The following is a 20,796-nucleotide window of genomic DNA, read 5'->3' as shown; positions in this document are numbered from 1 at the left end:
TCGTGTCAGCATGCGGACACCGCGACCCGATGAGGCGAGGACGGGCGTTCCGCGCGGCGCTGCGCCCCAGAACGGATAGCCTCGTCCTATGACGACGACCTTGTCTCTCGACGACCCCACGACCGACCCGTTCCTCGTGGCCCGCGCCGCTGCGGACCACATCGCCGAAGCCACCGGGATCGAGGGCCACGACGTCGCCCTCGTGCTCGGGTCGGGCTGGGGCGGGGCGGCAGAGCTCCTGGGCGACGTCGTCGCGGAGATCCCCACGAACGAGATCCCCGGGTTCTCCAAGCCTGCCGTCGCCGGCCACGTCGCGACGACGCGCTCGATCCGCATCGAGCGCGCCGACGGCTCGGTCCGCCACGCGCTCGTGCTCGGCTCGCGCACCCACCTGTACGAGGGCAAGGGCGTGCGGCACGTCGTGCACGGCGTGCGGACCGCGGCGGCGACCGGCGCGCAGACCGTCATCCTCACCAACGGGTGCGGCGGCCTGAACCTCGACCACGGCCCGGGCACCCCGGTCCTCATCCGTGATCACCTCAACCTCACCGCGACGTCGCCCCTGGAGGGCGCGACGTTCGTCGACCTGACGGACCTCTACTCCCCGCGCCTGCGGGACCTGGCCCGGTCGGTCGACGGCTCGCTCGGCGAGGGCGTGTACGCCCAGTTCCCCGGACCGCACTACGAGACCCCGGCCGAGGTGCGCATGGCGGGCATCCTGGGGGCGGACCTGGTCGGCATGTCGACCACGCTCGAGGCCATCGCCGCGCGTCACGCGGGGCTCGAGGTGCTGGGCATCTCGTTGGTCACGAACCTCGCCGCGGGCATCAGCCCGACGCCGCTCTCGCACGGCGAGGTCATCGAGGCCGGCCAGGCGGCCGGCCCCCGGATCAGCTCCCTGCTCGCCGAGATCGCGAAGCTGGTGTGACATGACGAACCCCCACGACTCCCTCGACGTGGACGACCCCGGCTACGAGGCCGGGCAGGGCCACGCGTCCTTCCTGGCGCAGGTCGAGGCCTGGATCGAGGCGGACCCCGAGCCGCGCGACCAGGCCGAGCTGCGCACGCTCCTCGCGGAGGCCGACTCCCCCGACCCGCGCGACCACGAGGTGCGCGCCCGGGCACGAGCCGAGCTGCGTGACCGCTTCGTGGGCACTCTCCAGTTCGGCACCGCGGGCCTGCGCGGGGAGATGGCGGCGGGCCCCAACCGGATGAACCGTGCGGTCGTGATCCGGGCCGCTGCGGGCCTCGCGTCGTTCCTGCGCGACGCCCTGCCGGGGCAGACGCCGCGTGTCGTCATCGGGTACGACGCCCGTCACCACTCGCACACGTTCGCGCTCGACAGCGCCGCGGTGTTCACGGCCGCGGGCGTCGAGGCGTCGATCCTGCCGTCCGCGCTCCCGACGCCCGTGCTCGCCTACGCGGTGCGCCACCTGGGCGCCGACGCGGGCGTCATGGTGACCGCGAGCCACAACCCTCCGGCCGACAACGGCTACAAGGTGTACCTCGGCGGCCGCGTGGTCACGGACTCGGGCCAGGGGGCGCAGATCGTGCCCCCGTACGACGCCGAGATCGCGGCCGCGATCGACCGCTCCCCCGTGGCCGCGCAGGTTCCCCGCGCGACCGACGGCTGGACGGTCCTGGGGCGCGACCTGGCGCTCGGCTACGTCGAGTCCGTGGGCAGGTTGTCCGACGGCGCCGCTCGCGACCTGCGCATCGTCGCCACCCCGCTGCACGGAGTGGGCGGCGAGGTGCTCAACCGGGTCCTCGAGGACGCGGGGTTCACCGACGTCATCAGCGTCGCCGAGCAGTTCGAGGCGAACCCGCTGTTCCCGACCGTCGCCTTCCCCAACCCCGAGGAGCCCGGCGCGATCGACCTCGCGCTCGCGTACGCGCAGGACGCCAAGGCGGACCTCGTCATCGCGAACGACCCCGACGCGGACCGGTGCGCCCTGGCGGTGTACGACCCGCGCGTCGGGACGTACCAGGGGGCCGAGACCGCCCGGTCGAACGGGTGGCGCATGCTGCACGGCGACGAGGTGGGATCGCTGCTCGGCGAGGAGATCGGCCGACGGGCGGCACACGACGGGCGCGTCCGCGCCGATCACGGGACCCCGTTCTTCGCGAGCTCGATCGTGTCCTCGCGGCTGCTGCGCAAGATCGCCGACAGCCACGGGCTGGGTTACTCCGCGACGCTCACGGGGTTCAAGTGGATCTCGCGCGTCGACGGCCTGGTCTACGGCTACGAGGAGGCGCTCGGCTACTGCGTCGACCCGCAGGTCGTGCGGGACAAGGACGGCATCAGCGCCGCCCTGCTCCTGGCCCAGCTCGCGAACCGCCTCAAGGCCGAGGGGCGCACGCTCGTCGACGCGCTCGACGACCTGGCCCGTGCTCACGGTCTGCACGTGACCGACCAGCTCTCGGCCCGGTTCACCGACCTCGACCAGATCCCGGCGGCCATGTCCCGGCTGCGGGCGGCGCCTCCGCGCACGCTCGCGGGCTCGGGGGTCAGCGACGTCGTCGACCTGTCCGAGGGTCTGGACGGGCTGCCGCCGACCGACGGCGTCCGGCTGCTGTCCGCGGACGGCACCCGGGTCATCGTCCGCCCCAGCGGCACCGAGCCCAAGGTCAAGTGCTACCTCGAGGTGATCGTCCCGGTCGCGCCCGACGCGAGCTACGACGACCTCACGGCCGCCCGCGCCTTCGCCCGGACACGCCTCGACCACGTGCGCCAGGACGTCGCGGCCGCGCTCGGCATCTGACGGCGCAGGCGCCCGGCGCCGCGACCCCGTGACGACGAGGGCCGTCGCCCCCTCCGCGAGGAGCGGGCGACGGCCTTCGTCGTGCGCGGCGGGCCCGCCCGGCCGTCAGCCGAGCGCGACCGTCGTGCCGCCCGACATGAACGAGTCGTGCAGCTCGACGCTCGCCGGCACCGCGTCGGCAGGCACGTCGAACACCACGACGCCCTGGATCGAGTTCCCGGGGTTGATGTCGTTGAGGAAGCTGTTGGCGTCCCCGAGGTAGATCCCGGCCGTCGAGTCGGCCGAGTGCTCGCGTCCCTGGGTGTCGAACAACTTCTGCGAGCTCGCGTCGAACATCTGGGCAGCGTCCCCGATGTTCGTCACCGTGACGTGCACCAGGACGAACTGCCCCTGCGCGTCCACGCTCAGGAACTCGTCGCCCACGTTCGTGACCCCCGGCTCGACGGCCGTGACCGTGAACTCGAGCTTCCCGTCGCGCACCGCCGTGCCGAGGCCAGGGACGGTCTCCTCGGGGGCTGCGGCGGCCGGAGCCTGCGCACCGCCCGCCGTGTCCGCGGTGCCGGCCGTCCCCGTGGTCGTGTCACCGCCGCCGAGGCTCGAGGCGACCGACACGACGACGATCAGCGCGACGATCGCCAGGAAGACCGTGAGGACCTTGTGCCGGGCGAAGAACGACTTCCGCGGGGCGGGCTCCGGCTGCCCCCGGTAGGGCTGCCCGGGGTAGGGCTGGCCCGGGTGCTGCTGCGGGGCGTGCGGCTGGTGCGGGTACTGCTGGACGGGCGGCTGCTGCGCAGGGTCGTTGCTCATGGGAGGGCCTCTCGTGGTTCCGGATCGGTACGGGACCACTTCATCGCCTCACGCCGCGCGGGCGCGTCGGCGGAACGGCTACGGCCTGCGCACCGAAAGTCGTACACGCGGACGGGGCCGCCGACCTGGTCGGTGGACCACGCCGTCGGCGGTGTTCCCTACGCTGGGTCCGTGACCACCCCGTACCCACCCCCGGGCTCCTCCTGGCCCCGTGCGACGCCGCCGCGCGGCGGGCCCGTGCCGCCGAGCCCGCCCGGCGCGGTCCCCGACCGCCCGACCGCCGGGCGTCGGTGGTGGTCGAGGGTCGCGACGGTCTGGATCGTGGTCGCCTCCTTCGTCGCCTCGACGCTGTGCATCGCCTTCGCGGGGTCGGCGGGAGGGATGGTCGACGGCGCCGCCCCCAGCGGAGGCACGGTGCTCTGGGTCGCCCTCGGCTGGATGTACGCGCTCGGCGTCGCGACCCTCCTCGTCTTCCGGCGCCGCTACCCCGTCGCGGTGTGCCTGGTCGCGTGCGCGGGCGCGCTGGTCTTCCCGCTCGACGCGGTCGGGGCGCTCGTCGCGCTGTCCTGGGTGATCTCGTCGCGCCCGGCCCGGCAGGGCTGGATCCTCGGCGTGCTCACCGCCCTCGCGACGACGGTCGCCCTCGGGCGGGACCTGCTCCGTGCGCCCGAGCAGCAGATCTTCTCGTTCACCCCCACGGGTTCCCAGACGCCCGTGGGCGCGGCGGCCTGGGTCTACGTGGTGCTGCTCGTCGCGGGTCTCGCGCTCTCGGTCAGCGTGGGCTGGGCCCGCCGGGCTCACTACCAGGTCGGTCGCTTCCGGGGCGAGGTGCAGCGCCACGAGGTCGTGGCCGAGCACCTGCGCGACGAGGTCGCCCGGCAGGACGCCGAGGCCGAGAGGCTGCGGGACGAGGTGACCCGGCAGCAGGAGGAGGTGGCCCGCCAGCAGGAACGGCACCTGATCGCCCGCGAGGTGCACGACACGCTCGCCCACAGCCTCTCGCTCGTCTCGTTGCACTCGGGGGTGCTCGAGGTGTCGGTCCCCGAGGAGGACGGGCAGCTGCGCGACGCGGCCAAGGTGGTCCGCGAGAACGCTCACCGGTCGCTCGAGGACCTCCGGGACCTGATCGAGATCCTGCGCGATCCGGACGGGCTGGCCCAGCGCCAGGCCCGACGCGCGGGCGGGACGTTGGCGGACCTGTCGGCACTGCTCGCCACGACGCGGGCCGCAGGCACGCGCCTGGTCGCGACCGTGGTCTTCGACGACGCCTCGTCGGTCGGCCCGCAGGTCGCGCGCGCGACGTACCGAATCCTCCAGGAGTCGCTGACCAACGTGCACAAGCACGCGCCGGGGAGCGAGGTCCTCATCGATCTCGGCGGTACCCCGGCGAGCGGTGTGAGCCTGCGCGTCACCAACGTGCTCCCGGAGTCGCCGGGCCCGCGAGCACCCGGGAGCCGCGCGGGGGTCACGGGCATCGCCGAGCGGGTCAAGCTGCTCGGGGGACGGTCGACGGTCGGGCCGCGAGACGGCAGCTTCGTCGTCGAGGTGTGGCTGCCGTGGGTCAGCGACGTCGTCGACCTCGGTGAACCGCCGCCCGCCACGGCGGGTCGCCGGCCCTGACCGCACGCCGCACGCGTGCGGTCCTCCCTCACAGGCGCACGAGTCCCCGCCCGTGCGGGTCCGCCCGCGCGACCGGGACGTCGTCCACGGTGAGCACGGTCCTGCCGTCGTGCACCAGACCGGCGGAGGACTCCAGCACCAGGGACCCTTCGTTGGAGATCCATGTCCCGTCGAGCCCGCGCATGCGCTCGACGAACCTCTGTCGAGGCGCGGGCTCGACGTACGTGAGCACCGAGCTGTGGAAGACCACCAGGTGCGCGTCCGGGGGCGCGGACCCCAGGAGCGCGTCGAGGTCGTCGAGGAGATCTCCGCGGACGAGGTGCGGGGGCTCGGTGGCCACCAGTGCGCACGCGGCCTCGAGGCGCTCGCGACGGTCGTGGTGCTCGGGCCACACGAGGGCCCGCAACCACGCGACGTCGTCGGGATCGCGGACGTCGAGCGGGTTGAGGTCGATGCCCGCTCGCCACACCACGTCGGGCAGCCGCGTCGGCGCCGCGCTCTCGTCGTCGATCCTGCACTCGATCACCACGGGCGAGGGACCCGGGACGGGGTCGAGCGTGACGACGCCGTCCGGCGTGCGGTAGCGGTAGGAGTACCGGTCCGGGTAGAGGCACAGTCCTGCGGACGCGCCGACCTCGACGAGCGCGAGCGGGCCCTCGAGGCGGGCCAGCTCGGGCAGGAGGACTGCGCAGCGCGCCGCTTCGTTGGTCTGGGTGGAACGGGCGAGCACGATGTCCACGACGTCGGACCAGTGCTGGACGAGCCACGGGCGGAACCGCTGGTAGACGTCGAGCGGGGCGCCCGCCGTCCGGGCCGCGGCGAAGACGAGGTTGGGCTGCCGCTTGCGGGCGGGCAGGGCCTCGATGAGGGCGAGCACCTGGTCGTCGCCCGCGATCGCGCGCGCCCATCCCTCGTACGACGGGGACGACCCGCGCGTCTCGATGTCGGCCCACCGCACGTATGCCTCCGCCAGCGACGTCATGCGCCCAGAGCGTAGCCGACCCGGCGCACGCCGCAGGCCCGCCCGGGCTGCACACGACCGGCGGCCGGCTCGGACGCCGCGGAGGAGGAGGCTGTGGGCGCCACCCCCTACGATCGACGCGTGATCCGAGTCCTCCTGGTCGACGACGACGCGCTCGTCCGTACGGGCCTGCGCCTCATCCTCTCGAGCAACCCCGGCATCGAGGTCGTCGCAGAGGCGACCGACGGCGACGAGACCGTCCCGGCGTTCCTCGCGCACCGTCCTGACGTCGTGCTCATGGACCTGCGCATGGCGCGGGTCCAGGGGGTCGAGGCGACGCGCGCCCTGCGGGCCCTCCCCGATCCCCCGGTCGTGCTGGTCCTGACGAGCTTCGAGAGCGACACCGACGTCCTGGGGGCGCTGGAGTCGGGGGCGGGCGGCTTCCTCCTCAAGGACGCCTCGCCGGACGAGCTCATCGGCGGAGTCCTCGCGGTCGCGGGTGGCGAGTCGGTGCTCGCGCCGCGGGTCGTCCGCTACGTCGTCACGCGGGTCGCGCAGGGGCAGGTGAGCAGCGAGCAGCAGCGTGCCCGCGCGCTCGTCGGTCGGCTCACCGAGCGTGAGCGGGCGGTCGCCCAGGGAGTCGCGGAAGGGCTGAGCAACGCGCAGATCGGCGAGCGGCTCTACTGCGCCGAGGCGACGGTCAAGACGCACCTGAGCCGCGCCATGACCAAGCTCGACCTTCCCAACCGGGTCGCGCTCGCGATCGCGGTCGAGCGCGCCCGCTGAGCACACCGCTCAGCGCGTCCGCTGCGGCCGCCGTCGGCTCGGCGCTGAGGAACCGTCAGGTGTGGAGCGCGGGCTCCTCGTCGAGCGCGACGGCGGCCTTCCAGTCGGCCTTCTCGGCGCGCCACCCCTCTTCGGTGCGCCCGCGACGCCAGTAGCCGGACGCGGAGAGCGCCGTGACGGGCACGCCGCGCTCGAGGCGCAGGTGGCGGCGCAGCGTGCGCACGAACCCGGCGTCGCCGTGCAGGAACACCTGGGGCTGCCCGGGCAGGAACGTGAGCGCCTCGACGGCCTCGACGAGGACCTCGCCGGGCGCTCGGTCCGGGTGGGCGTCCCGGTGGACCCAGCGCAGGTCGAGGTCCCCGGGCGACGTGAGGGTCTGCTCCTCCGCTGCCGAGGCGACCTCGACGACCGCGAGGACGGGTGCGCCGTCGGGCACGGCCTCGAGGGCCGCCGCGATGGCGGGCAGGGCGCTCTCGTCGCCCACGAGCAGGTGCCAGTCGTAGCCGCCCGACGGCGCGTAGTCGCCACCGGGGCCGAAGAAGGACATCGTGTCGCCAGGCTGGGCGGCGGACGCCCAGGGGCCCGCGAGGCCCTCGTCGCCGTGCGCGACGAAGTCGATGGCCAGCTCGTGCGCCGCGGGGTCCCACGAGCGGATCGTGTAGGTGCGCATCGGGACGCGTCCCTCGGGGCCGGCCGCGGCCGGGAAGAGCAGCTTGACGTAGCGGTCGGTGTGCGGGCCGGGGTCGAAGCCGTCGAGCCCCTCTCCCCCGAGGACCACACGGATCATGTGCGGCGTGAGGCGCTCGGTGCGCACGACCACGGCGTGGGTCGCGACGCGCTCGGGCTTGCGGGGGGCAGGGTCGGTCATACGGTCCTCCAGGGTGCGCTCCGCCCGCGATGACGAAGTGAGGCTAGCCTAACCCCGGATGCACCGAGGGGTGACCGCCCGTCCAGGCTCGGCCACCCCTCGATCCGTGAGAACAGGTCAGTAACCCCCCGCGCCGCCCTCGGCCGGCTCGACCCCGTCGAAGCCTGCGAGCACCGCGGCGGTGCCCGACAGGCCCAGGCGCGTCGCACCGTGCTCGATCATGGCGAGCGCGTCGGCGAGCGTCCGCACGCCCCCCGAGGCCTTGACCCCGAGGCGTCCGCCGACCGTCTCGGCCATGATGGACACCGCGTGCGTCGAGGCGCCGCCGGCCGGGTGGAAGCCCGTGGAGGTCTTGACGAAGTCGGCACCGGCGGCCTCCGAGGCGCGGCACGCCTCGACGATCTCGTGGTCCGTCAGCGCGGCGGACTCGATGATGACCTTGAGGACCTTGGGGGCAGGGACTGCGGCCCGGACGGCCGCGATGTCGGACCGGACGTACGCCCAGTCGCCTGCCTTGGCCGCACCCAGGTCGATGACCATGTCGACCTCGTCCGCGCCGTCGGCGATCGAGCGGGCCGCCTCGGCGGCCTTGACCTCGCTGTGGTGCGTCCCGGACGGGAACCCGCACACGGTCGCGATCTTCAGGCCCTTGCCGTCGAGCGGCAGGACCGAGGGCGAGACGCACACCGAGTAGACGCCGAGCGCGACGCCCTCGTCGACGAGCGCCTCGAAGTCCGCGCGGGTGGCCTCGGGCTTGAGCAGGGTGTGGTCGACGAACTGCGCGAGGGCCGCGCGGTCCAGCGGGGACGTGCCGGGGGTGCTCACAGCTGTGCTCCTTGGATCTCCTGGTAACCGGGAAGGATGACGTCGTCGATGAGCGCGCGCCGCTCGTCGTGGTGGATGAAGGCGCTCCACGCGGCCGTGGCCGTGACGTCGTAGAGGTCCTCGAGCGTCCAGCCGGCCTGCTCGACGAGCAGCGTCATCTCGTGGGTCATGGACGTGCCCGACATGAGGCGGTTGTCCGTGTTGAGCGTGACCGCGAAGTCGAGCTCCTTGAGCCGCGTGATGGGGTGCGCCGCGATCGAGGTCGCCGCCGCACCGGTCTGCAGGTTCGAGACGGGGCACAGCTCGAGGGGGATCTGGTGGTCGCGGACCCAGTGGGCGAGCTGCCCCAGGGCCGCGGTGCCGTGGTGCTCGTCGAACGAGATGTCCTCGATGAGGCGCACACCGTGCCCGACGCGCGAGGCCTGGCCCAGGTGGACGGCCTCGGCGATCGACGAGACGCCCGAGGCCTCGCCCGCGTGGATCGTCACGGGGAAGTTCTGGTCCGCGAGGTACTGCCACACGCCCGGGAAGCGCGAGGGCGGGAAGCCGTCCTCGGCGCCCGCGATGTCGAACCCGACGACGCCGTTGCCCCGGTTGGCCACGGCGAGCTCGGCGATCTCCTGCCAACGGTCGGCGTGCCGCATCGCGGTCACGAGCTGGCCGACACGGATCGTGCGACCCTGCGCCGCCACGAGGGCGACGCCCTCCTCGAGCCCGGCCTGGACCGCGTCGACCGTGTCCTGCAGGCTCAGGCCGGCGCGCAGGTGCTGCTCGGGGGCCCACCGCTGCTCGGCGTACACGACGCCGTCGGCGGCGAGGTCCAGGACGGACTCGCGCGCGACCCGCACGAGCGCGTCGCGCGTCTGCATCACGGCGATCGTGTGGTCGAAGGTCTCGAGGTAGCGCACGAGCGAGCCCGAGTCGGCCGACTCGACGAACCAGGCGCCCAGCGCGTCGGCGTCGGTCGCGGGCAGGTCGTGCCCGATCTCGGCGGCGAGCTCGATGATCGTCTGGGGCCGAAGCCCACCGTCGAGGTGGTCGTGCAGGACGACCTTGGGGAGCGCGGCGATCGCCGCGACGGTCTCGCTCACGGAGGAGGGTGTGGAGGTCATGGGCTCACGCTACCGGGCGCGGGGCGGGCGCACGCGACAACGGCCCGGTCCCAGGTCACGGGTGCATCACGGGTGCGTCACGCCGGGCTCCTGCCTGCCTTCACTCCCCGTCGGCGTCCGCGTCCTCGCCGAGGGGCACCACGGACGCCTGCTCGACGACGTCGGCCTCGTCCGCCGCGCCGTCGAGGTCGGGGCGCGGCGTCCGGGGGCTGTAGTCCTCCACGTCGTCCGTGTCGCCAGGGGCGTCCGGGGGCGTCAGCTCCTCCTCGACCAGGTTCTTCGGGGCATCGTCGTCGGGCGTGACCAGGCCTGCGTCCCGCCAGGAATCGGTACCGGGGACCGTGCTCATGGTGAGCTCCTCTCGTCTCTCCCCATCGTCACCCGACGCGGCGCGACCCGCCAGCCCGTCCGGCGGGCAGGACCGCCCAGGTGACGTGCGACCACCCACCGAGCGCGCGTCGCACGCCCTTGCCGGGCTCGCCGTCCTCACCGACCCCCGCGAGCAGGTCCGCGACACGCAGCCGGTGCAGCGTCCCGGAGGACGGTTCGTAGACCGCGCACCAGCGTCCGCCGAACGCCGAGGCGGCGTCCTCCTGCGGCTCCTGCGGGCCGCTCACGCCCGCGAGCAGCACGACGTGACGCGGCACGGCGGTCGACCACCCCGTCCCGACGTCCCCGCCCGTGTACAGCGGCACGGGCACGCCGGCGGCGGCCGAGCGCAGCGCGCTCGCGAGCACGGGGTCGCGCTCGCCGTCGCCGACGATCCGGTGGGCGAAGCGGACGTCGGCGTAGCGGGCGTCGCGCGCGGCGGTCCAGGGCGGCGTGCCGAGCGCCCCCGGCCAGGGCAGGGGGCCGAGCGCGGCGTGCGTCGTGCGGGCCTTCAGGACGCGCTGGAGCGCCGCGAACCGGCCCGACGACGTCGCGAGCTCTCTGGCGGTCGCGCCGCCCTGGCCCTCGCTCACCACGTGCGTCGACGCCCCCTGCGAGACGTCCGTGCCCGCGACGAGCCACAGCGCCACCACGGGGTCGCCCGCTGCTGCGAGGACCGCGAGCACCGCCGAGCCGCACGTCGTCTGGTCGACCTGGACCGCGCGGGCGCTGCCCAGCACGAGCGGCTCGCCGAAGCGGGCGTCGGGCCCAGCAGGGGGCGAGGCCGGTCCCCCCGCCACCTCTCCGTGCGCCGGGTCGGGCGCGGCCCGACGCAGCGGGTCGAGCACGTGCGCCCGCTCCCACGGGCGCAGCGTCCCGAGCGCGTCGACCAGGCGGTCGGCGACCTGCTCGGGGTGACCTGCGCGGCGGGCGAGCCGACGGACCGTGGGTGCGGCGCCGTCGGGCCCGGGGGCGCCGTAGCGTCCCGACGGCGGCGCAGGCGGCAACGGCCCGCGCCCCGCTCCCAGAGCACGCAGGACCCGGGTCAGATGGAGGTCGGCGACGATCATGCCGACAGCCTGCCATCCCCTCCGGCCCACCGACGACCCGCTCTCACAGCAGGCTCACGACCGCGCTCGCCGCACCGAGGAACCCGAGGACGCCCACGAGCGTCGCGACCCGCACGAGGAATCCCCAGGAGCGCAACCGGCCGTCCTTGGGCAGGCCGCCCGACGGAGGCCGCAGGACGGCGGGCACCAGGGTCGTGACCGCGAGGGCGCCCGCGAGCACGGACAGGACGGGCTGCCCCACCCGCAGGTTCACCGCGGCCAGCAGGACCGACCCGATCACGACGCCGAGGACCGTGCGCTGCCACGCGAGGGCGGTGCGCTCGGGCTGCAGGCCGGGGTCGCGGGCCGCGGAGGTCACGTCCGCCAGACCTCGGTGACCGCGTACCCGGCCACGAGCAGCGCGAGGACGAGCACGCCCGCGACGAGCACGGGCAGCCCCGTCGGCGCGGGCAACGGTTCGCCGCGGCGCATGGCCCGTTCGTTGCGTCGCCACGCGAGCAGCGCGTAGGCCGCGAAGCCTGCCCCCGCGAGGCATGCGACCGCCGCGATCACGTCGACGAAGCCGGACATGCTCGCGAGCGACGCGAACGACGTGAGCGCGACACCGCCCGCGACGAGACCGAGCCCCGTCCGCACCCACGCCAGCGCGGTGCGCTCGTTGGCCAGGCTGAAGCGGATGTCGGGCTCCTCCCCCACGCCGTAGACCGAGCGCGGGCGACGGTCGTCGGGCGGGGGCGCCCCCGGGCCACGCGTCGCCGCGTCGTCCGAGGGCTCCCCCGCCTGCGCCGTCATCTCAGCTCAGGCGGTCGAGGATCAGGGCCGGGGTCTCGACGACCGTGCCCGGGTCCGCGACGCCCCACGCCCCGTCGAGGGCCTCGACCGCGCGGTCGAAACGCTCGGGGGTGTCGGTGTGCAGGGTCAGCAGGTGCTGGCCCTTGGTCACGACGTCGCCCGGCTTGACGTGGATCTCGACACCGGCCCCCGCCTGCACGGGGTCCTCCTTGCGGGCCCGGCCCGCCCCCAGGCGCCAGGCCGCGACCCCGACGCCGAACGCGTCGAGGTGCGAGAGCACGCCGTCGCGGTCCGCGACCACGTGCTCCTTCTCGCGTGCCACGGGCAGCGGCGCACGGGCGTCGCCGCCCTGCTCCGCGATCATCTCGCGCCACTTGTCCATGGCCCGGCCGTTGGACAGCGCGTGCCGGACCTCCTCCTCCGGGACGGGCTTGCCGGCGGCGGAGAGCATCTCGACCGCGAGCGCGACCGTGAGGTCCACGACGTCGCGCGGGCCACCGCCCGAGAGCACCTCGAGGGTCTCGCGGACCTCGAGCGCGTTGCCCGCCGTCAGGCCGAGCGGCGTCGACATGTCGGTCAGGAGCGCGACCGTGCGCACACCCGCGTCGGTGCCCAGGTCCACCATGGTGCGCGCGAGCTCGCGCGCCTGGTCGAGATCCTTCATGAACGCCCCGGAACCCACCTTGACGTCCAGGACCAGCGCGCCCGTGCCCTCGGCGATCTTCTTGCTCATGATCGACGACGCGATGAGCGGGATCGCCTCGACCGTGGCCGTGACGTCGCGCAGCGCGTAGAGCTTGCGGTCCGCGGGCGCCAGCCCGGAGCCCGCCTGGCAGATGACCGCACCCACGTGCTCGAGCTGGTGCATCATCTGCTCGTTGGTCAGCGCAGCACGCCAGCCCGGGATCGACTCGAGCTTGTCGAGCGTGCCTCCCGTGTGCCCCAGGCCGCGCCCCGAGAGCTGCGGCACGGCCACGCCGAAGACCGCGACGAGCGGGGCGAGCGGCAGCGTGATCTTGTCGCCCACGCCACCGGTCGAGTGCTTGTCCGCGGTGGGCCGGGAGAGCTCCGAGAAGTTCATGCGCTCGCCCGAGGCGATCATCGCGGCCGTCCACCGGCCGATCTCCGTGCGGTCCATGCCGTTGAGCAGGATCGCCATGTTGAGGGCAGCCATCTGCTCCTCGGCCACGACGCCACGGGTGTAGGCGTCGATGACCCAGTCGATCTGCTCGGCGGACAGCCGGCCCTTGTCCCGCTTGGTGCGGATGACGTCGACCGCGTCGAACGACTCGGTCGCCTTGTCGGGCAGCGCGCCGGAGGCGCCCGCCGGGATGCTCTTCGTGCTCATGCTCGCTCCACCAGATCCTCGGGCCCGAAAGCGTCGGGCAGCACTTCGCTCATGGGCTTGATGCCACGGGTCGTCTCGACGAGCAGCGTGGGACCGCCGTGCTCCCACAGGAGCTGGCGGCACCGCCCGCACGGCATGAGCGTGTTGCCATGACCGTCGACGCACGCGAACGCCACCAGACGACCGCCCCCGCTCCCGATCAGGTCGCTCACGAGCGAGCACTCGGCGCACAACGTCACGCCGTACGCCGCGTTCTCGATGTTCGCGCCCGTCACCAGACGGCCGTCGTCGACGAACGCCGCCGCCCCGACCCTGAAGGACGAGTACGGCGCGTACGCCTTCTGCATGGCGACCCGTGCGGCGTCGCGCAGCGCCGGCCAGTCGAAGCGGTCCCCCGCGTCGACGGCCGCGCGGTTGCTCTCGCTCACGCCGTCACCCCTTCACGTAGGGCTGACCCGCCGCGGCGGGACCGCGGACGCGGCCGACGAGACCCGCCACGGCGAAGATCGTGACGATGTACGGCAGCATCAGCATGAACTGGTTGGGGATCGGCGTCTCGAGGACACCGAGCACCTGCTGGAGCTTGTCGGCGAAGCCGAAGAGGAGAGCTGCGCCGAGCGCACCCCACGGGGTCCACCGACCCAGGATCATGGCGGCGAGCGCGATGTACCCCTTGCCGGCCGTCATCTCCTGGCCGAACGCCCCCACGGAGCCGATCGTGAAGAACGCGCCACCGAGCCCCGCGACCATGGACCCGAGCAGGACGTTGCGCCACCGCGTGCGGTTGACGTCGATGCCGACCGTGTCGGCCGCCTGCGGGTACTCGCCCACCGAGCGGACACGCAGACCCCACTTGGTGCGGAACAGCGCGATGCTGATCACGATGACCGCGACGTAGAGCAGGTAGACGATGATCGACTGGCGGAACAGCACCGGTCCGACGATCGGGATCTCCGACAGCAGCGGGATCGGGAGCGTCGGCAGGCGCGGCGGGGTGTTGAGCGTGGCCGCGTCGTTCTTGAGCACCGAGCTGAACAGGAAGCTCGTCAGGCCCACGGCGAACACGTTGAGCACCACACCGACGATGATCTGGTTCACGTGGTACTTCACCGTGAACAGTGCGAGCATCGCACCGATGAGCAGGCCCGCGATCGGGGCGGCGACCAGCCCGATGTAGGCGTTGCCCACGACCGAGGCGAGCACCGCGGCGCCGAAGGCCCCCGTCAGGAGCTGACCCTCGATCGCGATGTTGACCACGCCCGCCCGCTCGTTGAGCAGGCCGCCGAGGGCGCCGAACGCGAGCGGGACCGCGAGGAGCAGCGACCCCTGGAGAAGGCTCACGATCGAGGTGCTCTTGTCCGCGACGGCCCACACGAGGAACGTCAGGACCCACAGGACACCGAAGACGGCGACCACCCACCGGCCGACCGGCTGGTCCGCGCGCACCCGGACGTACGCGTAGCCCGCGAGCAGGAGGCACAGGACCGAGAGCACGATCGCGGTCGCCCTGGTCGGGACGGCGACCGGGTCGAACTGGAGCAGGTCAGCCCCGGTAGAGATGCCGAACGTCGTGACCGACCCCGCCGGTCCGAGGAGACCGAACAGGACGAACGAGAGGAGCCCGAAGACGCCCAGGGTGATGGGGAGCTTCCAGCTGCGGGCCGCGGTGACGGTAGCGACCTGGGTAGCAGGTGCAGCCATGGCGGTCATGCGCTGACTCCCTTCATGACGACGGGGTTCGGGGCGGGCAGGCGGAAGATCGCCCGCACGAGCGGCGGCGCCGCGATGAAGAGGACGACGAGCGACTGGATGACCAGGACGATGTTGATCGAGGTCCCGGTCGAGGCCTCCATCGCGCGCCCGCCGACGTTGAGCCCGGCGTACAGGAGTCCGGCGAAGAAGATGCCCAGCGGCTTGGAACGCCCCAGGAGGGCGACGGTGATCGCGTCGAACCCGATCGAGCCCGCGATGCCGCCCGTGAGCGCCTTCTCGGTGCCGAGGATCTGCACGGCACCTGCGAGCCCGGCGAGGGCACCGGAGACGACCATGACGAGGACGAAGGACGACGCGACGCCCATGCCCGCGGTCCGGGCGGCCTGCTGGTTCGAGCCCACGGCCCGGAAGCGGAAGCCCCAGGTCGAGCGCGTCATGAGCCACCACACGAAGACCGCGGCAAGGATCGCGACCAGGAAGCCAGCGTTCAGGCGGAACTGGTCGCCGAGGAGCAGCGGGAGCTGCGCGGTGTCCTTGACCCCGGGGCTCTTGGGCTGGTTCGACCCGGGCCGGGTGAAGGCGCTCGTCGTGAGGAACCACGCCACGAGGTAGAGCGCGACGTAGTTCAGCATGATCGTCACGATCACCTCGTGCGCACCGGTGCGCGCCTTGAGGAAGCCCGCGATGCCGGCCCAGAAGCCACCGGCGAGGATGCCACCCAGCAGGGCGAGCAGCAGGTGCAGCACCGGCGGGAGGTTCCACGCGAAGCCGACGTAGCCGCCGATCGCGGCCCCCATGATGACCTGGCCCTGGGCGCCGATGTTGAACATCCCCGCGCGGAAGCCGACCGCCACGCCGAGCGCGGCGATGATCAGCGGGGTCGAGACCGTCATGGTCTCCGTGAGGGAACGGATGCCGCGCGCGAACGTCGGTGCGTCGTAGTTGTACACCGCTCCGCGGAACATGGCGGCGTAGGCCTCGCTCACGGCCGTCCAGGCCGCACCGAAGAAGTCGGCGGGCTTGGCGAAGAGGTAGCTCGCGGCCGCGGTCACGTCGGGGTCGGTGACGATGATCAGGAGCCCGCCGATGACCAGTGCGAGGACGAACGCCAGGACGGTCACGCCGAACGGGCCGGTCGTGATCTCGCGGAAGGTGGCGGTCCAGCGAGCGGACTCCGAGCCCTCGGGCTGAGGCTTTGCCGCGCCGGCCGGCTCGGGCGCCGGCTCTCCCGTCGGTGGCGGGGCGGGCTGCTGGTCGGTCACTGGGTTGCTCCCGTCGTGTCGGTCTGGTCGTGCACCTGTGCGATGGCCTCGTCGTGCGGGACCCCGGCCATCATGAGGCCGAGCACCTCGCGCGACGTCGTCGGCGGCACCACGCCGACGATCCCTCCCCGATACATCACGGCGATGCGGTCGGCGAGCTCGACGACCTCGTCGAGCTCGGTCGACACGATGATCACGGGCGTGCCGTTGTCGCGCTCCTGCACGATGCGACGGTGCAGGAACTCGATCGAGCCCACGTCGACGCCGCGCGTCGGCTGGCTCGCGATGAACAGCTTGAGCGGCCTCGAGAGCTCGCGCGCCAGCACGACCTTCTGCTGGTTGCCGCCCGAGAGCCGACCGACCTCCTGGCCAGGTCCCTGGGTCCGGATGTCGAACTCCGAGATGCGCTGCTCGGCGTTGCGGCGGATCGCCCCCAGGTCGAGGCCGATGCCCTTGGCGTAGGGCCGCTTGTCGTAGAGGTCGAGCACGAGGTTCTCGGCGACCGAGAAGTCGAGCACGAGCCCGTCGACCTTGCGGTCCTCGGGGACGAAGCCGATCCCGGCGTCGAGCGCCGCGTCGGGCGTCAGTCCCCGCAGCTCCTGCCCGTGCAGGGAGATCGACCCCTCGGCCGAGGGCAGGAGCCCGAGGATCGCCTCGGTGAGCTCGGTCTGCCCGTTGCCCTGCACGCCTGCGACGGCGAGGATCTCGCCCTGCGCGACGGAGAACGACACGTGGTCCACGACCGCCTGCCCGTTCGGCGCGAGGACCGTGAGGTCGGTGACGACGAACGTCTCCTCGCCGGGCTGCGCGGGCGCCTTGTCGAGGCCGAGGGAGACCGCGCGTCCCACCATGAGGGAGGCGAGCTCGCTCTCGGAGGCGGTCGGCTCGGCGGTCCCGACGACGGCGCCCCGGCGGATGACCGTGATGACGTCGGCGACGGCCTTGACCTCGCGCAGCTTGTGCGTGATGAACACGATCGAGGTGCCGGACTCGCGGAGCTGGCGCATGATCTCGATCAGCTCGTCGGTCTCCTGCGGCGTGAGCACCGCGGTGGGCTCGTCGAGGATGAGCACCTTCGCCTCACGAGCGAGAGCCTTGACGATCTCGACGCGCTGCTGGACGCCGACGGGGAGGTCCTCGACGACGGCGTCCGGGTCGAGCCCGAACCCGAACCGCGCGGACAGCTCGCGCACGCGCTTGCGGGCGGCGTCCAGGTCGAGCAGTCCCCCGGCCTTGGTGTCCTCGTGGCCCAGCATGACGTTCTCGGCGACGGTGAAGACCGGCACGAGCATGAAGTGCTGGTGCACCATGCCGATCCCGGCTGCCAGGGCGTCTCCCGGTCCACGGAAGGCGCGCTCGACGTCGTCGAGCAGGATCTTGCCCGAGTCGGCCTGGTAGAGGCCGAACAGCACGTTCATCAACGTGCTCTTGCCCGCGCCGTTCTCCCCGAGCAGGGCGTGGATCTGCCCCGGTTCGATGACGAGGTCGATGTGGTCGTTGGCGACGAGCGGTCCGAACGACTTGGTGATTCCGCGGAGCTCCAGCTTCACGTACGGTCTCCTTCGATGCACAGGCAGCCTTGCCTGCGACGTTAGCCCAAGACTGGTCGAGCCGGCCCGGCGAGGTGCCGGGCCGGCTCGACCACGATGTACTGCGTCAGGTCACGGCGAGCTCGGGGACTCCACGACGATCGTGCCGTCGATGATGTCCTTGCGGAGCTGGTCGATCTCGTCCTTGAGCTCCTGAGGAACCTTCGAGTCGAAGTCGTGGTACGGCGCGATGTCCACGCCGCCGTTCTCGAGCGTGCCCACGTAGGGCTCGTTCGAGAACTCGTCCTCGGAGGCCGCCGTGATGACGTCCTCGACGCCCGCACCGATCTCCTTGAGCACGGAGGTCAGGATGAGGTCGCCGCTGTCGGGGTTGGTCTCGAAGCCGTCGGCGTCGACCCAGATGACCGACACGTCGGTCGCGTCCTTGGCGGCGGCGAGCGTGCCGACGCCGACCGGACCGGCGACGGGCATGATGATGTCCGCACCCTGGTCGATGAAGGTCTGGGTCAGCTGCTGGCCCTGGGACTGGTCCTCGAAGCCACCGGCGAACGAGCCGTCCTGGGTGTCCTTGTTCCAGCCGAGCGTCTTGACGTCGGTGCCGTGCGTCTCGTTGTAGTTCGCGACGCCGTCGACGAAGCCGTCCATGAAGATCGTCACGGACGGGATCTCCAGGCCACCGTAGGTCGCGACGGTGCCGGTCTTGCTCATGCCCGCGGCGAGGTAGCCCGCGAGGAACGAGGCCTGGGCGGTGTCGAAGCTGATCGGCTTGACGTTGTCGAGCTCGATCGTGTTGCCGTCAGCGTCTTGTGCCGTCGAGTCGACGATCGCGAAGTCGACGTCCGGGTTGGCCTGGGCGGCGTCGCCCGTGGCCGTCGCGAGGAGGAAGCCGACCGTCACGATGACGTTGCAGTTCTCGGAGATCAGGTTGTCGATGTTCGGAGCGAAGTTCGACTCCTCCTTCGACTCGGCGGTGGCGGTCTGGATGCCCAGGCTCTTCTCGGCAGCCTTGAGGCCGTTGTAGCCCGACTCGTTGAAGGACTTGTCGTCGAAGCCTCCGGCGTCGGACACCATGCACGCCTTGAAGCTCGACTCCGAGCCCCCGGCCGTGCCCGACGCGCTGCCCTCGTCGGGTGCGCTCCCACATGCAGCCAGCGCCAGCGCGGCGACGGCCGCGAGCGCTGTCATCTGCGTTGCTCTCTTCACCATGAGCTCCGTTCGATCTCGTCGATGGCCCCCGGGAGAAAACCGGGACCTGCCCGCGCGACGTTGCACGGGTAGGTCACGGGGTCCGTCGGCCTGTATTGATCGAACACTAGCCACGTCGAGGGACGTCGGACGTTACTTGCGGGTAACGCGGACGCTTCGTTATGGAAGCGTCATCTGACGTCTCAGCCGTGACCGTTCGCGTTCCAGCCGTCGGACACTTGGTTGCACAAGGCAACGGTTCGTCCTGCGTGCGTCCCCGGCCGTACGCGACAGAGCACCCGGGACCCGGGTTCCGGTTTCCGGGCCGCTCAGCCCAGCGCGACGCGCGCGAGCAGGCGGACGCCCGCGCCGATCGCGCTCTCGTCCACGCGCAGGTCCCCCTGATGGATGTCGTACGACCGCCCACCGGGCGTCCGCGTGCCCAGCCGGGCCATCGCGCCGGGCACCTTCGTCAGGTACCACGCGAAGTCCTCCCCGCCGAGCGACTGCTCCGTGAGCAGCACCGACGCGGGTCCGAGCACGTCGCGCGCAGCAGCCTCGAGCGAGGCCGTGCAGTCCTCGGCATTCTCGACCGGCGGGACCCCACGGGTGTGGTTGACCGTGACCTCGACCTCGTAGGGGGCGACGACCTGCTCGACCGCGTCGTGCAGCACCTGACCCGCGAACTCCCACGCCCGGACGTCGAGGCAGCGCAGCGTCCCGCGGACGGTACCCGTGCTGGGGATCGCGTTGTGCGCCGACCCTGCGTGCACCGCGCCCCACGTGAGGTTGACGCCCGAGCGCGGGTCGAGGCGCCGACCGAGCACCGCGGGGACCTGCGTGATCACCTGCCCGAGCGCATAGACCACGTCGCCGGTCAGGTGCGGGCGGGACGTGTGCCCGCCGGGCGAGGTGATGGTCACGGAGACCTCGTCGGACGCCGAGGTGATGGGGCCGATGCGCGTCCCGATCTGCCCGGCGTCGACCTTGGGGTCGCAGTGGACCGCGTAGATCTCCTCGATCCCGTCCAGGCCGCCCGCGGCGATCACGTCGAGCGAGCCGCCGGGCTGGACCTCCTCCGCCGGCTGGAACACGAGCCGGACCGGGCGGGGCAGCTCACCCTGCTCGGCGAGCGAGGCCAGGACGAGCCCTGCGCCCAGCACGACGGTCGCGTGCACGTCGTGCCCGCACGCGTGCGCGACCCCCGGTGTGGTCGAGGCCCACGGGAGCTCGCAGCGGTCCTGGACCGGGAGCGCGTCGATGTCGGCCCGCAGCGCGACCCTCCCGGGCGCCCCGCCGTCGGGCCCGTCGCCGATGTCGCACACGAGGCCCGTGCCCGGCAGGAGCCGCGGCTCCAGGCCCGCCGCGCGCAGCCGGTCGGCGATCAACGCCGTGGTGCGGGTCTCGGTGCGCGAGACCTCGGGATGCTCGTGGATGTCCCGGCGGATCGCGACGAGCTCGTCCTCGAAGGCCGCCGCGAGCTCGACCACCCTGTCCCCGCGCACCGTCCGCGGTAGCACGTGCACCGACGCGGGCGGCCTCGCCCCCGTCCCGGCACGGTCCGACGGGGTGCTGTTCTCGGTGCTCTCCTCAGGACTGCTCACCAGCCGAGACTATCCCCGGCCTCGTCGGCGCGGGCGACGGGGTCACGCACCGGACGGCACGGGACGGGCGTCGCCGTCGGGCAGGAGGAACCCCTCCGCGGCGGGCCTGGAGCCGCGGCTCCTGCCGGGCACGGGCCTCGTGTGCGACATCGGCGACGGGCC

Annotated in this window: 20 protein-coding genes; 4 read left to right on the top strand and 16 right to left on the bottom strand. The window is 72.8% G+C overall.

What is annotated here, in order from left to right:
- Window positions 1-88 precede the first annotated feature (88 nt).
- Window positions 89-928 carry a purine-nucleoside phosphorylase gene (locus tag H9640_RS00765; protein WP_191788843.1) on the top strand — a complete coding sequence of 280 codons (840 nt, stop codon included), beginning with the start codon at window positions 89-91 and terminating at the stop codon, window positions 926-928.
- 1 nt (window position 929) lies between these two features.
- Complete coding sequence (locus H9640_RS00760) at window positions 930-2,762, top strand: phospho-sugar mutase (protein WP_191788842.1); 1,833 nt, start codon at window positions 930-932, stop codon at window positions 2,760-2,762.
- A gap of 105 nt (window positions 2,763-2,867) precedes the next feature.
- Here the strand turns inward: H9640_RS00760 and H9640_RS00755 are convergent, their stop codons facing one another.
- Window positions 2,868-3,569, bottom strand: a complete 702-nt coding sequence (locus H9640_RS00755) for a DUF4352 domain-containing protein (protein ID WP_191788841.1) — start codon at window positions 3,567-3,569, stop codon at window positions 2,868-2,870.
- Window positions 3,570-3,740: 171 nt separating this feature from the next.
- Here H9640_RS00755 and H9640_RS00750 point away from each other — a divergent pair, with 171 nt between their 5' ends.
- Window positions 3,741-5,189: a sensor histidine kinase gene (locus H9640_RS00750; protein ID WP_191788840.1), complete on the top strand. Its 1,449-nt coding sequence runs from the start codon at window positions 3,741-3,743 to the stop codon at window positions 5,187-5,189.
- A 28-nt stretch (window positions 5,190-5,217) separates the two neighbouring features.
- Here the strand turns inward: H9640_RS00750 and H9640_RS00745 are convergent, their stop codons facing one another.
- Window positions 5,218-6,171: a DUF2332 domain-containing protein gene (locus tag H9640_RS00745; RefSeq protein ID WP_191788839.1), complete on the bottom strand. Its 954-nt coding sequence runs from the start codon at window positions 6,169-6,171 to the stop codon at window positions 5,218-5,220.
- A gap of 120 nt (window positions 6,172-6,291) precedes the next feature.
- Between H9640_RS00745 and H9640_RS00740 the strand changes: the two genes are divergently transcribed.
- Window positions 6,292-6,936 (top strand): response regulator transcription factor, encoded by a 645-nt coding sequence (locus tag H9640_RS00740; protein ID WP_191788838.1) that lies wholly within the window; start codon window positions 6,292-6,294, stop codon window positions 6,934-6,936.
- A 55-nt stretch (window positions 6,937-6,991) separates the two neighbouring features.
- Here H9640_RS00740 and H9640_RS00735 read toward each other — a convergent pair whose 3' ends face one another.
- From H9640_RS00735 to H9640_RS00670, 14 genes are all read right to left on the bottom strand, one after another.
- Complete coding sequence (locus H9640_RS00735; protein ID WP_191788837.1) at window positions 6,992-7,804, bottom strand: siderophore-interacting protein; 813 nt, start codon at window positions 7,802-7,804, stop codon at window positions 6,992-6,994.
- A 117-nt stretch (window positions 7,805-7,921) separates the two neighbouring features.
- The gene (gene deoC, locus H9640_RS00730; protein ID WP_191788836.1) at window positions 7,922-8,629 is read right to left on the bottom strand and encodes a deoxyribose-phosphate aldolase; all 708 of its coding nucleotides are present in this window, start codon (window positions 8,627-8,629) and stop codon (window positions 7,922-7,924) included.
- Window positions 8,626-9,741 (bottom strand): adenosine deaminase, encoded by a 1,116-nt coding sequence (locus H9640_RS00725; protein WP_191788835.1) that lies wholly within the window; start codon window positions 9,739-9,741, stop codon window positions 8,626-8,628. Before H9640_RS00725 ends, deoC begins: the two co-directional genes overlap by 4 nt.
- Window positions 9,742-9,841: 100 nt before the next feature.
- A complete protein-coding gene (locus tag H9640_RS00720) occupies window positions 9,842-10,090 on the bottom strand; it encodes a hypothetical protein (protein WP_191788834.1) in 249 nt (82 codons plus the stop codon).
- Window positions 10,091-10,118: 28 nt separating this feature from the next.
- A complete protein-coding gene (locus H9640_RS00715) occupies window positions 10,119-11,180 on the bottom strand; it encodes a hypothetical protein (RefSeq protein WP_191788833.1) in 1,062 nt (353 codons plus the stop codon).
- Between the two features lie 43 nt (window positions 11,181-11,223).
- A complete protein-coding gene (locus tag H9640_RS00710) occupies window positions 11,224-11,538 on the bottom strand; it encodes a DUF202 domain-containing protein (RefSeq protein WP_191788832.1) in 315 nt (104 codons plus the stop codon).
- The gene (locus H9640_RS00705; protein WP_191788831.1) at window positions 11,535-11,972 is read right to left on the bottom strand and encodes a YidH family protein; all 438 of its coding nucleotides are present in this window, start codon (window positions 11,970-11,972) and stop codon (window positions 11,535-11,537) included. Before H9640_RS00705 ends, H9640_RS00710 begins: the two co-directional genes overlap by 4 nt.
- Window position 11,973: 1 nt before the next feature.
- Entirely contained in the window at window positions 11,974-13,320 is a 1,347-nt protein-coding gene (locus H9640_RS00700; RefSeq protein ID WP_191788830.1) for a thymidine phosphorylase, read from the bottom strand.
- Window positions 13,317-13,748, bottom strand: a complete 432-nt coding sequence (locus H9640_RS00695) for a cytidine deaminase (RefSeq protein WP_318243579.1) — start codon at window positions 13,746-13,748, stop codon at window positions 13,317-13,319. Before H9640_RS00695 ends, H9640_RS00700 begins: the two co-directional genes overlap by 4 nt.
- Before the next feature lie 4 nt (window positions 13,749-13,752).
- A complete protein-coding gene (locus tag H9640_RS00690) occupies window positions 13,753-15,030 on the bottom strand; it encodes an ABC transporter permease (protein WP_191788829.1) in 1,278 nt (425 codons plus the stop codon).
- Window positions 15,027-16,295, bottom strand: a complete 1,269-nt coding sequence (locus tag H9640_RS00685; RefSeq protein ID WP_191788828.1) for an ABC transporter permease — start codon at window positions 16,293-16,295, stop codon at window positions 15,027-15,029. The genes H9640_RS00690 and H9640_RS00685 overlap by 4 nt, the downstream gene beginning before the upstream one ends.
- Window positions 16,292-17,845, bottom strand: a complete 1,554-nt coding sequence (locus H9640_RS00680) for an ABC transporter ATP-binding protein (protein WP_191788827.1) — start codon at window positions 17,843-17,845, stop codon at window positions 16,292-16,294. Before H9640_RS00680 ends, H9640_RS00685 begins: the two co-directional genes overlap by 4 nt.
- 111 nt (window positions 17,846-17,956) lie before the next feature.
- Complete coding sequence (locus H9640_RS00675; protein WP_372440799.1) at window positions 17,957-19,048, bottom strand: BMP family lipoprotein; 1,092 nt, start codon at window positions 19,046-19,048, stop codon at window positions 17,957-17,959.
- Between the two features lie 311 nt (window positions 19,049-19,359).
- Window positions 19,360-20,550: an amidohydrolase gene (locus tag H9640_RS00670; RefSeq protein ID WP_318243604.1), complete on the bottom strand. Its 1,191-nt coding sequence runs from the start codon at window positions 20,548-20,550 to the stop codon at window positions 19,360-19,362.
- Between the last annotated feature and the right edge of the window lie 246 nt (window positions 20,551-20,796).

The sequence above is a fragment of the Oerskovia gallyi genome, from assembly GCF_014836745.1.
Lineage (GTDB): Bacteria > Actinomycetota > Actinomycetes > Actinomycetales > Cellulomonadaceae > Oerskovia > Oerskovia paurometabola.
The sequence above is the reverse complement of the archived record's forward strand: the minus strand, read 5'-3'. Positions and strand labels throughout refer to the sequence as shown.